Annotated in this window: 10 protein-coding genes; 4 read left to right on the top strand and 6 right to left on the bottom strand. The window is 70.6% G+C overall.

The window, feature by feature from the left end:
* Nucleotides 1-52: 52 nt before the first annotated feature.
* The 4 genes from ACZ42Y_RS00645 to ACZ42Y_RS00630 all read left to right on the top strand — a co-directional run bounded on the left by ACZ42Y_RS00645 (nt 53) and on the right by ACZ42Y_RS00630 (nt 2,901).
* Nucleotides 53-865 (top strand): SDH family Clp fold serine proteinase, encoded by an 813-nt coding sequence (locus ACZ42Y_RS00645; protein WP_464735798.1) that lies wholly within the window; start codon nt 53-55, stop codon nt 863-865.
* Between the two features lie 31 nt (nt 866-896).
* Nucleotides 897-1,367 (top strand): molybdopterin-guanine dinucleotide biosynthesis protein B, encoded by a 471-nt coding sequence (locus ACZ42Y_RS00640; RefSeq protein ID WP_058370256.1) that lies wholly within the window; start codon nt 897-899, stop codon nt 1,365-1,367.
* Nucleotides 1,368-1,371: 4 nt separating this feature from the next.
* Complete coding sequence (locus ACZ42Y_RS00635) at nt 1,372-2,214, top strand: HD domain-containing protein (protein WP_058370257.1); 843 nt, start codon at nt 1,372-1,374, stop codon at nt 2,212-2,214.
* 66 nt (nt 2,215-2,280) lie between these two features.
* Nucleotides 2,281-2,901 carry a molybdenum cofactor biosynthesis protein MoaE gene (locus ACZ42Y_RS00630; RefSeq protein ID WP_464735514.1) on the top strand — a complete coding sequence of 207 codons (621 nt, stop codon included), beginning with the start codon at nt 2,281-2,283 and terminating at the stop codon, nt 2,899-2,901.
* Nucleotides 2,902-4,269: 1,368 nt separating this feature from the next.
* Here ACZ42Y_RS00630 and hmgA read toward each other — a convergent pair.
* From hmgA to ACZ42Y_RS00600, 6 genes are all read right to left on the bottom strand, one after another.
* On the bottom strand, nt 4,270-5,556 hold the full coding sequence (gene hmgA, locus ACZ42Y_RS00625) for a hydroxymethylglutaryl-CoA reductase (NADPH) (RefSeq protein WP_058370259.1): 1,287 nt from the start codon (nt 5,554-5,556) through the stop codon (nt 4,270-4,272).
* A gap of 69 nt (nt 5,557-5,625) precedes the next feature.
* Entirely contained in the window at nt 5,626-6,060 is a 435-nt protein-coding gene (locus ACZ42Y_RS00620; protein ID WP_168371206.1) for a Zn-ribbon domain-containing OB-fold protein, read from the bottom strand.
* A gap of 24 nt (nt 6,061-6,084) precedes the next feature.
* Nucleotides 6,085-7,239, bottom strand: coding sequence for a thiolase domain-containing protein (locus ACZ42Y_RS00615; RefSeq protein ID WP_058370260.1), 1,155 nt, complete (start codon nt 7,237-7,239; stop codon nt 6,085-6,087).
* 12 nt (nt 7,240-7,251) lie between these two features.
* A complete protein-coding gene (locus ACZ42Y_RS00610; protein WP_464735797.1) occupies nt 7,252-8,313 on the bottom strand; it encodes a hydroxymethylglutaryl-CoA synthase in 1,062 nt (353 codons plus the stop codon).
* 115 nt (nt 8,314-8,428) lie between these two features.
* The gene (locus ACZ42Y_RS00605; protein WP_464735513.1) at nt 8,429-9,265 is read right to left on the bottom strand and encodes an alpha/beta hydrolase; all 837 of its coding nucleotides are present in this window, start codon (nt 9,263-9,265) and stop codon (nt 8,429-8,431) included.
* Nucleotides 9,266-9,383: 118 nt separating this feature from the next.
* Nucleotides 9,384-11,561, bottom strand: coding sequence for a hypothetical protein (locus ACZ42Y_RS00600; RefSeq protein WP_058370263.1), 2,178 nt, complete (start codon nt 11,559-11,561; stop codon nt 9,384-9,386).
* Between the last annotated feature and the right edge of the window lie 27 nt (nt 11,562-11,588).

Genomic DNA, 11,588 nt, shown 5'->3' with positions numbered 1-11,588 from the left:
GGCTGGCAGCATCATATCGCTGCTCTTCTGGCTGCTCCTGCTGATAGTGCTGATGGAGCCCGCGCTCAGCGTGCGCAGGCTCCAGGCGGCCAGGCTCTCGCTGATAAAGAATATGGAGAGGAAGTACGGCTGGCGCGTGGTGACGATGATACACCGGGAGGAGAGGGTCACGTTCTTCGGCATCCCCCTGCAGAGGTTCATAGACATAGACGACTCGGAGGCGGTGCTCCGCGCCATAAGGACGACCCCGCCCGACAAGCCGATAGCGCTGATACTCCACACCCCCGGCGGCCTGGTGCTGGCGGCAAGCCAGATAGCGATGGCCCTGAAGAGGCACCCGGGGCGGAAGATAGTGATAATCCCCCACTACGCTATGAGCGGCGGCACCCTGATAGCGCTGGCCGCCGACGAGATACTGATGGACCCGAACGCGGTGCTGGGGCCCCTCGACCCCCAGCTCTCCCTGGGCCCCCAGGGGCCCGTGGTGCCGGCCCCCAGCGTGCTCCGGGTCGCGGAGGTTAAGGGCGACAAGGCCAGCGACACAACGCTCATAATAGCTGATATAGCGAGGAAGGCTATAGCGGAGATGCAGGAGACAATAGTAGAGCTGCTCCGCGACAAGATGGGCGAGGAGAGGGCCAGGGAGATCGCCAAGACGCTGACGGAGGGCAGGTGGACCCACGACTACCCGATAACCCCGGAGAAGGCCAGGGAGCTGGGCCTCCCGGTGAAGACCGAGGTGCCCCCGGAGGTCTACGAGCTGATGGAGCTCTATCCCCAGGCGCCGGGCAACAGGCCAGGCGTCGAGTTCATCCCGCAGCCGCTGCCCCACCAGCCGCCGCACCGGGGCCACAGCGGCAAGTAGGCGGCCCCTCCAGCCCCGCGGGGATAGGGGGTTGCAGCTGGTCCTGCTCGCGGGCTCGGGCAGCGGCGTGGGGAAGACGCTGCTGGGCACGATGCTCGTGGAGGAGCTTAGGCGCCGGGGGCTGAGGGTGGGGGTGGTGAAGCACGTCCACCACGGCGTGGACTACAGGGTGAAGGACACTGGCCGCTACCTCGAGGCCGGGGCCTCCAGGGTGGTGGCGGCGGGGCCCGGCGAGTACATGCTCGTCGAGCCCGCGGCGCTCGGCTTCTGGGACGCCGTCAGGCTCCTCGGGGAGGTCGACGTGGCCGTGGTGGAGGGGTTCCGCCTCCACATAGGCGAGGCCGTCTCGAAGGGCGGGTGCGTGGTCTATATAGACGCCTCCAGGGCCGAGCCCCTGGCCAGGGGGAGGCTGGTGGAGGCCTGCCCGGGCTGCCTCGGGGCCGCGCTGGAGGCGGTCCTGGGCCTGCTGGGGGAGGGGGGCTGCAGCGTCGGGGAGGTGTAGCGGCTTGCCCGCGCCGGCGGGGGCCCTGGGGCTGGCCTCCAGGATACTCGAGGAGCTGGACAGGGGCGAGGAGCTGGCCTCGGGGACCCGCACGCTCCGGCTGCACTCGCTCCTCGTAGCGCACTACGCCTCCCTCATAGCCTCCAGGCTCGGGCTGGACCCCGTGGCCTACTACCTGGCCGGCCTCCTCCACGACTACGGGAAGCTCGAGGCCCGTGAGAGGGGGCTCGACGAGGACGAGTACACCGCCGAGAAGGCCGCGGGGCTCCTGGAGGTGCTAGGCGCCCCGGAGGAGCTGGCCCGCAGGGTGGCCGGGATCCTCCGCAGGGGCGCCCGCCGCGACCCCGTCCTCGGCGACGCGGATGTGCTGGCCAAGCTCGGGCTCCAGGGGGTGGCCCAGTTCATAGCGAAGTGGACCGCCCGGGGCAGCAGCCTGGCGGAGATGCTGGTCGAGGGGCTCCCCAGGGAGCTGACCGTGGCGCTCAACCCCCGCCTCTACCTCTGCACCGGGCCTGCGAGGGAGGCCGGCGAGCGGCTCGCCGGGGAGGCGGTGGAGGCCTACACCCGGCTCCTCGAGGAAGCCGAGGAGGCGCTGGGCCTGGGCCTGCGCCTCGTCGAGGAGAGGGTGGAGGGGGTGAGAGCGGTCTTCGTGGCCGTCGAGAGGTGCCCCCGGTGCCTCTCCCCCGGGCTGGAGAGGAGGCTGGAGCCCCACAGGGGCAGGCTCTGCAGGGGGCTCAGGATGGTGCACCGCTGCCCCCGCTGCGGCTGGGCCGGGCGCGGGGGCGTCTGCCTGCCATGGAGGCGCTGCGGGCCGGGGGAGCCCACAACAACCCCCGGCCCCGCCTAGGGGGTTCCGGGCCTGGCAGCTATGCGCTGCAGGGCAAGGGTTGTGGGGCTTGTGGACGGCCGCCCCGTGGACGGGGAGCGGGCCGCCGAGGCCTCCACCGCGGGGGAGCTACTCGAGGGCCTCGGGCTCCAGGGGAGGGCCGCGGTCTACGCCTCGGGGAGGAGGCTGGAGCCGGGCGACAGGCTCCCGGAGGGCTGCAGGGGCGTAGCGGTGCTGGCGCCCCCGCCCGGGGTGCTGGTGGCGAGGCTCGCCGGGCCCGGGGAGAGGGTGGACCTGGACCAGCTGGCCGGCCTCATGGCAGCCCGCGCGGCCCTTCTCGGCGGGGGAGCCCTCGTAGCCTTCATGGGGTTCGTCAAGGGCGTCGTCGACGGCGCGGAGGTGGCGAGCCTGGAGTACGAGGCCGTGGAGCCCCATGCCTCCAGGAGGCTGCGCGAGCTGGCGGAGCGCTACGCCTCGGCCCCCGGCGTGATAGACGTGGCGGTCATCCACCACTACGGGCCCCGCCGGCCCGGCGACCCCACGGTCTACGTGCTCGTCACCGCCGAGACCCGGGGCGTAGCCTTCCACGCGGCCGCCCTCCTCCTCGAGGAGGTGAAGCACCGGGCCCCCATCTACAAGCTGGAGCGCCGCAGCGACGGGGACTACTGGGTCCTCGGGGACGGGGCCCGCCTACCCCGCAGAGGCTAGCCCCTCCACCGCCCCGTGGCCAGCCTCTCGACCGCCTCGACGAGCCTCTCCACGAGCCCCAGGGCCTCCTCCTATCAACCAGGCCCTAGACCCGCTCAGCGCGGCGTAGCCACTCACAGCCAGCCCCGCCGCCCGGACCCCGCTCCGCAGCCCTCCCCGCGTCACCCCGCGCCAGCGCCTCCCGCGCCTCCCCAAGAGCCAGCCGGGCGGCCTCCACCAGGCCCCGCGCAGCAACCCCCCGGGGGCGCGCCGCTGAGGAGGGAGAGCACGTACTCGTCAACACTCATGCCCAGCCCCTCCGCCGCCCCCGAGGGCTTGAAGCAGGCTACGCCGGAGGCCCCAGCTCCTCAGCCCAAACCCTAGCCCACAGCCAGCCCTCCCCATCGGGGACGGGCGCGAGCAGAAGCAGCCGGCCCCAGCCACACGCCCCCTCCTCCCCGCTAGCCTCCCCGCCCACAGCAACCCGGAGCGGGGGCGCAGACACCTCGAAGGGAGGCCCCACCACACGCCCCAAGCCCAGAGGACAGCCGGCAGCACGAAGAACAACAACCTCCCCACGCCCACGCAGCACAAGCCGCATACCAGGAGGCTTCACAGCAAGCCAGCCAGCACCAAGAGAGAAGCCGTTAGCCCACACAGCACCACGCAGAACTAGAACAAGAACACAGCCACCACGCCCAAAAACAACACTATCCCCACCAAGACCCAGAAGCCTAGCCAAACCATCCCTAACGAGACCAGCCAGGGATAATACCCAGCCACCTCCGCAGCCACAGCCACACCAGGAGCCACAAAAAGCCCCCTAGTAAACCAAACGCTCAAACCCCCAACCCATCCACAGCCCCCACCCCAGCCAGCTTCCAATTCCATTTATTTGATTCCGAAGAGCGAGAAGGAGCGCGCCTGCTCCTCCGAGCCGTAGTGCTCCCGATTCTATCAATTCCTCTTCGTTTAGGCTCCGCTCCGTTTCTGCTCCTGACTCCCGTGTTTTGGGGTTGTGGGTGGTTGCTCCTCGGCCTCGTACTCGGGGCATGTGCTTTGCTACGTGGCTCCATCGCCGGGCATCGGTGTTGGCCCGTGTTGCCAGAAGGGGGCTCCATTGCTCTATAGCTCTGCCTACCCGCCGGGCTCCGCGCCTCACGCCCCAGCCGCCGTGGCCGGGTGCGGGGCCGGCAGCCCGCGCCGCCGGGCCAAGGATAGGGACCAGCCCTCCTCCCAGCCTCCACCCAGATCTCGGGTTCCTACAGCGCCTGAATCCAAGCAAAGCAAAGAGAATTGGGAGAGGGGGTTGGGTGTGGGCTGGTGCTTCTGCTGGGTGCTGTGTTGCCGGTTCTGTGCCTCCTCATCCTCTCTGCGGTGGGGGTTGTCTTAGCCGTGGTTTGTGGGGTTTTTGTTGCCGGTTTTTGCCTCGCCTCTTCCTAGGAGACGGTGGGCTCTGGCTAGCTCGTTGGCTGCTAGGGCTGCTAGGAGGTTTAGCTCTCCTGCTAGTACTGCTGCTGCTGTTACCTCTGCTAGTTTCTTGGCGTTGGCGCCTGGGGGGTTTCCTCCACCGGCTGCTCCTAGGAGGGCTAGGGCTTCCCGCTGAGTCGGGAGCCTTGTTCCGCCTCCGACTGTGCCTAGCTCGAGGCTGGGGAGGGTTACCGATATGTAGAGGTCTCCGTTTCTCACCTCGGTCCAGGTGTAGCCCATGCTGCTCTCCACTACCTGTGCCACGTCCTGGCCGGTGGCGATGAATATGGCTGCTATTATGTTGGCGTAGTGGGCGTTGAAGCTTGGGCTTCCCGCCCTGGCGCTGCCGAGGAGGTTCTTTACCCTGTTCACTGTGTCTATGTCCTCGGGCGCCGCCTTCAGCACCCTGAGGGCTATGTCCCGCTTTATGGTGGCTTCTGCTACCACTGTCTTGCCGCGGCCTAGGATCGCGTTGAGGAGGGCTGGCTTCTTGTCGGTGCAGAGGTTCCCGCTTATTGCTATCAGCTTCGCCTCGCCGGGGTAGTTGCGGAGTATCCACTCGGCCGCCTTGTCGGTCGCAATGGTTGCCATGTTCATGCCCATAGCGTCGCCGGTGCTGTAGACGAAGCGGAGCCAGACTATGTTCCCGGCTATGAAGGGCTGGATCTCGAGCAGCCTCCCGTGGCGGGTGGTGGACTCGGCCTCCCTCCGCACCTCCTCCATGTGCTCCTGGACCCATTCGGCGAGCCGGGCCGCCTCCTCCACCCCGGGGGTCCAGAAGACGGGGGCCCTGGCCATCCCGTCGCGGAGCACCCGGGCCCGGGCCCCGCCGCTCAGCGTCACCGCCTTGGCCCCGCGGTTGACGCTGGCCACCAGCGCGCCCTCGGTGGTGGCGAGGGGGATGTAGAAGTCGCCTCGGGCGTACTCGCCGTGGACCCGGAGGGGCCCGGCGACCCCCAGGGGGATCTGGACCGCGCCTATGGGGTTCTCTATGTTCCTCCCCACCAGCTCCTCGAAGTCGAGGATGGTGCTGCCGATGCTCGAGAGCCCGACGCCCAGCATCCTCTCCAGCGCCAGCCTCCGCGCCAGCGCGGCGGCGTTGGCGTTCCCCAGCAGCCGGTCGGCCTCGTGGAGCCGGATCCTGCCCTCCACTATGCCCTGGACTACCTCCTCGAGCCTATCCCGGAGGGAGCGCTCCTCCCCCAAGGAGCGGTGCACACCCTCGGCTGGCTGGGGCGCCGTGGAGGTATTAGGCGTGCCCCGGGGGCCGGGGGCTCACCCCTGGCTCCGCCGCGTCCTGGGCTCCCGGAGGGCTGGGCGGAAGGCGATGCCGTAGGCTATGAGGCCGTGCTCGCCGTCGCGCCTTATCCTGCGGAGCACCGCCTCAACCCTCATACCGGTCCGTATCTCGCCGGGCTCGACGTCGGTGAGCGGGGCCAGCACCCTGGTGCCGTCGTCCAGCCTGACCACGGCCACCGGGTGGGGCGCCCTGTCCCGGAACCCGTCCATCACAGTGTATATCACCGCGTAGGTCTCGACCACGCCGGTGCGGGGCAGCTCGACCTCCTCGAGCTCCCTGGAGCCGCAGTAGGGGCAGGCCGGCCGGGGCGGGTAGTGGCGGCGGCCGCAGCGCCTGCACTGCCTGCCGGCCAGACGGTAGCGGGGTATGCGCTCCCTCCAGACCCTCGCGGGGGATATGCGCAGGGCCACTGCTCCCGGGCCTCCCTCCAGCCCCTAGGCGTGGCGCAGGATAAAGGCTGTGAGGGTTGAGCCGTCGCCGCCCATGTTAACCGCTATCCCCGTCTCGGCCCCCTCGACCCGGACCCCGGGGAAGTCGCCGCGGATCTGCATCGCCACCTCCGCCACCTGGTAGACGCCGGTGGCGCCGACAGGGTGGCCCCTGGCCTTGAGGCCGCCGCTGGGGTTGAGGGTCGGCCGGTCCCCGGGGCGGAACCTCCCCTCCGCCAGCGCCCTGGCCGCCTTGCCCCTCTCGGCGAAGCCCAGCTCCTCTATGAGGAGTATAGCGTTTATCGTAAAGGCGTCGTGTATCTCGCCCACGTCTATGTCCTCGGGCCTCACCCCTGCGGCGCGGAGGGCCTGCTCGGCCGCCATCCTGGCGGCGGGGATCCGGTCGAGGGCCTCCCGGCTGCCCAGCTCCACCGTGTCGGTGGCCGCCCCGGCCCCGGCTATGTAGACGCTGGGCTTCTCGGGGAGCTTCGAGGCAAGCTCCTCGGAGACGAGGAGGACGGCGGCGGCCCCATCGCCTATCGGGCTGCTGTCGAGCAGCCTTATCGGGTCGGCCACCACCTGGCTCCTCGCCACGTCCTCCCTGGTTATCCTCCTGCGGAGCTGCGCGTAGGGGTTGATGAGCGCGTTCTCGTGCATCATCACCGGCCACTCGCTCATCGTGTCCCGGTCGACGCCGTACCGCTCCATGTAGTACCTCATCATGAGGGCGTTGAGCCCGGTGAAGCTAGCCCCGTAGAAGAGCTCATACTCCGCGTCCGCCGCCTGCGCCAGCGCCGAGGTGACGGTGGAGGTGGGGTAGTCGGTCATCTTCTCCACGCCGACCACGAGCACGCTGTCCACGAGCCCGGAACGCACCATGGCGTAGCCGGTGTAGAGGCCGGCGCCACCGCTGCCGCAGGCCGCCTCCACGTGCAGGGCGGGCCTCCCCCTCAGCCCTATCCCCGAGGCTATGTAGGCGCCGAGGCTGTCCTGCTCCTGGAGCCTGCTGGCCAGCATGTTGGTGACCACCACCGCGCCGGGCTCCACCCCAGCCTCGTCGATCGCCCTGAAAGCAGCCTCGGCCGCGAGGTCGAGGAGGCCGCGGCCGTAGTGGCGCCCGACCCTGGTCACGCCGACCCCGGCCACGTACACCCTGGCCACCGCTCCCACCCTCTAAGCTATCCTCGTGTAGAGTCCCCTCATCTTAGCGTAGACCGCGTAGTCCACGTACCTCTTCGCCTCCATGTAGTCGTCCACGCTGGGGGCCCGGCCCCTCCTCTCCTCTATCCTGTCGGTGACCAGGAAGCTGTAGGCGTCGCTGCCCGCGCCGCTGCCGAAGGGGGCTAGGAGTATCCTCTGCCCGGGCCTAGCCTGGTCCAGCACCCTGGCGAAGCCGAGGAGGGCGCTGGCGTTGTATGTATTGCCTATCCTGGGGGTGACAAGGCCGGGGAGCACCTTCTCCCTGGGGAAGCCGAGCCTCTGAGCCACCCGCAGGGGGAACCTCCCGTTGGGCTGGTGGAAGACGGCGTAGTCGAAGTCGCCGGGGCGCAGCCCGAGCCTCTCCATGAGCCCCTTCACCGCGCTCTCTATGTGGTGGAAGTAGGCCGGCTCGCCGGTGAACCCCTCGCCGTGGAGGGGGTAGGGGCTGTGGGCGCCCCTCCAGAAGTCGGGGGTGTCGGTCACGTAGGTGTAGACGCCCTCCAGCACCGCGACGCTGTCGCCCGAGGGCCCGACGACGAGGGCCGCCGCGCCGCTCGCGGCGGTGAACTCCAGCACATCCCCGGGGCTGGCCTGCGCCGTGTCGGAGCCTATCACCAGCGCGTACTCCACGTGGCCCGCCTCCACCAGGGCCAGGGCGGAGCGGAGCCCCTCGCTGGCGGCGCGGCAGGCGAACTCCAGGTCGGAGGCCATGGTCTCGGGTGTCACCCCGAGCGCCTCGGCCACTATGGTGGCCGAGGGCTTCACCGCGTAGGGCTTCGACTCGGTGCCGAAGAAGACGGCGCCTATTCTCCCAGGCTCCACGCCGGCCCTGGCTATAGCGTTGAGCGCCGCCTCCACGCCCATAGTGACCGAGTCCTCGTCTACGCCCGCAACAGCCTTCTCCTCCACGCCGAGGCTCCTGGGGACGCTGGGCTCCCAGCCCCAGACCCTAGCTATCTCCTCGGCCTTAACCCTGTAGCGGGGCACGTAGGCGCCCCAGCCTGCTATGCCGCTGCCCCGCGCCAAGACAGGCACGCCATGCACGCCGGGCATGGCCGGGGCGTGGTAGAAGAGCCCTTCCCCTCCAGCAGTAGTCGAATACCTTTTTAGACGATAGACGTAGCGGCCCCGTGGCAGCGCCAGGGCCCGCCTAGCCCGCCGCGCCGCAGGCCCGGTGGGCGGTCTCCACCACGAGGGCGGCGTAGCGGGCGGGGCCCAGCACGTCCACCGCCTCCACGTGGCCCGCGCCCGGCAGCTCCACCAGGCGGCCACAGGGGCTGAGCCCGGCTATCTTCCCCGCCTCCTCCCTCGTCACCAGGGGGTCGCGGCCGCCATGGATCACGAGGAGCGGCTTATCCAGCTTCCTCACCTCGGCCGGGCCGAAGCCGGCGTCTATACCGTAGAGCGCTGAGGCGTAGGCGGCGGCGAGGCTGCCGATCCAGCCGGGCAGCGGCGTCTTGTACTCGATCCACCTGGGGACCACCAGGCGGAGGCTGTAGTAGGGGCTATCGGCCACCACCGCGTAGACCCTCGGGTCCCTGGAGCCCTCCACCACCGCCACCGCCGCCCCCATGCTGAAGCCAACCAGCGCTATCCTCTTATGGGGGAAGCGGGAGGCTGTGTAGCCCACCACCGCCTCGGCGTCCAGCACCTCCCTGGGCCCGATAGTGGTGGTGCCGCCGCTGAGCCCGTGGCCCCGGAAGTCGAAGACCACCACCGGGTACCCCATGGAGACCAGCTGCCTGGCTAGCAGCATCACGTAGTGGGAGCTGCGGCAGCCGGTATAGCCGTGCATCAGTATGAACACCGTGTCGCCGGGCCCCTGGGGGTTGAGCACCCAGCCCCTCAACACCACGCCGTCCCTCGTCGACACGTTGAAGTCCTCGTGGCTCGTCCAGCCCGGCGGCTGGCCCGGCCTGCAGCGGGCGGGGTGGAGGCCGCTGTAGGCCACGTAGAGCGGGAGAGCGGCCAGCAGGACGATCGCCACGGCGGCCGCGGCGGCCGCCCCTGCCCTGGCGGCACGGCTAGCCAGGCCCGGCCACCCCCGGGCTTACAGGGTAGCGGGAAGGCGAAATATTACAGCGCCGGGGCCGCGGGCCCCCTTCTCAGCGTCCCTCCGGCAGCTCGTCCACCAGCGCGGCGAGCGCGGAGGCCACGGCGGCCGCCCGGAGGAGGAGCCTGCTCTGGAGCACCACGCCAGCAGCAGCCGCCGCGATGAAGGGCCAGGGGCTGTAGCCCCTACCGCCCCTCCCCGGGGGAGCGGCCGCGAGCACCGCCATCGTGTCGGGGCTGTAGGCGGCGAGCGCCGCCAGGAGGAGCCTGGGCCTCCCCTCGAGGAGCACGGCGAGCCCCGCCCCCGCGGCGGAGGCGGCGAGGGCCCTGGGGGAGAAGGGCCCCGCGGCGGAGGCGGCGGCGAGCCCGGCAGCCATGCCTAGGAGGTAGAGGCCCCGGCGCAGCCTGTCCCCCTGGAGCCCGGCGAGCCCCGCGTAGAGGGGGCTGGGCGCCAGGAGCCCGGCGGCGAGGCCGTCGAGGAGCCCCGGCCCGGCGGAGGCCGCCACGGCCAGCACGGGGGCGAAGACCCCGGCGGGCCCCGTGTAGGCCAGGAGGCCCAGAGCGAGCCAGGAGCCTGCCACCAGGAGGGGGCTCCTCCTGCCCGGCAGGTGGTGGAGGGGGGCGAGCCTGTAGCCCAGGACCAGGTAGAAGCTGGCGGCGGAGGCGGCGAGGAGGAGGCGGGCCAGCTTGCCCCCGGAGGCGAGCGCCGCCAGGAGCGGCGCCTCGCCCGCAGCCCAGCCGGGCCAGGGCGCCCCGTGGGCCAGCGCCGCGGAGGCGAGGGCGCCCACGGAGGCGGAGAGCCCGGCGAGCCAGCGGACGCCCGTGTCGCTGGCGAGGCAGAGGCGGGTGCTCTCCACCCCGAGTATCCTGGCCTCCGGGCGGGCCGCCGGGGAGGCGGCGAGCACCACGCCGGAGAGCATGGAGAGCTGGACCCCGTAGAAGTTGTAGAGCGTGTGGTTGCCCGCGGCGTAGACGGCGGCGTAGCCGAGGACGGCGGAGACCAGGGCGGCGGAGGCTGCGGCGGGGCCCGGCCGCGGCCTGAGGCCCAGGCAGGCCTCCAGCCCCGCTGCCAGCAGCAAGGCCGCCGCTGCGAGGAGGGCGGGCAGCGTCACCAGGGGGCTGGAGGCGGCCACGAGGTAGGGCTTGCCGCCGAGGTAGTAGAGGGTGAAGCCGGGGGTGCCGAGGAGGAGGCCCAGAGGCCCGGTGGAGGGGGGCCCGCCCGGCGGCCTGCTGGTGGTGTGCCAGCGCAGCGCCCCGAGCATCTCGTTGAGCCACCTCGCCGGCCCCATCCAGTGTATGAAAGGCGCCCAGAGGGCGAGCACCACGAGGATGGGGATGGAGGCGAGCAGCAGCGTCCTCCCGGGCCTCTCCCGGCGGAGCAGCGCGTAGACGAGGATGGCCGGGAGGGGGAAGAGCCCAGTGTACTTCGCCGAGCCCGCCAGCCCGGTGAAGACCGCCGCGAGGAGGGGGCGGTCGTACAGCAGCGCCGCGGCAGCCGCGGCGTCGAGGCCCGCGGCGTAGACGTCGAGCATGGCCACCGCCGACATTGACTGCACGCTCCTATCCAGCGCCGCGAGGGCGAGGGGGGCCAGGGCGGCGAGCGCGCCGAGGACGGGCGGGGAGCGGCGCATCGCCCAGAGGGCTGAGGCGGCCACAGCCGCCAGCCCCAGCGCCGCCGCGGCGAAGCTGGCCCAGCGGAGGGCGGGGAAGCTGAACCCCCGGGCCCTCATCACGGCGGCGAGGATGTACTTGACCAGCGGGGGGTGCTCGGTGTTCAGGTAATTGTCTATATTCTCCTCGTCGGGCATGACCCCGGGGACCACGTCGGTGAAGCAGGTCGAGCGCCTAGGCAGGGAGAGGGCGAGGCTATGCTCCCCAACGGGGACCACGACCACGAGGACGTGTATCTTCTCGTATCTCCTGGAGGTTATGGCCGAGCCCGGGAGGAGGCTGTGCAGCAGGACGCTGGCCTCGGCGCCGCTGCAGTCGCCGGGGTTGTAGAACACAGTGTAGACCGCGTGGCTGGCGTTCACCCTGGGCACCATGCTCCAGCCGAGCACCTTCCTGGCCACGTTGACCGAGGCAGGTATATACCACACCTCGTCGCTGATGTAGTCGTCTATCCCGAGGGTCTTGTTGAGCCCCTCAACGTAGAGGGTCAGCAGCGAGGCGAGGTAGACCACGAGTACCAGGAGCACCCCCAGCAGGCCACGCCCATCCCTGGCCGGCAAGACGGCGGCCCCTCTAGCCCCCAGGGC

It is taken from the genome of Pyrodictium brockii, from assembly GCF_055379715.1.
The sequence above is the reverse complement of the archived record's forward strand: the minus strand, read 5'-3'. Positions and strand labels throughout refer to the sequence as shown.

What these genes read in the sequence shown, in the direction of transcription:
- ACZ42Y_RS00645 (WP_464735798.1), top strand. Translation starts at nt 53, where the DNA reads ATGGAGCCCGCGCTCAGCGTGCGCAGGCTCCAGGCGGCCAGGCTCTCG.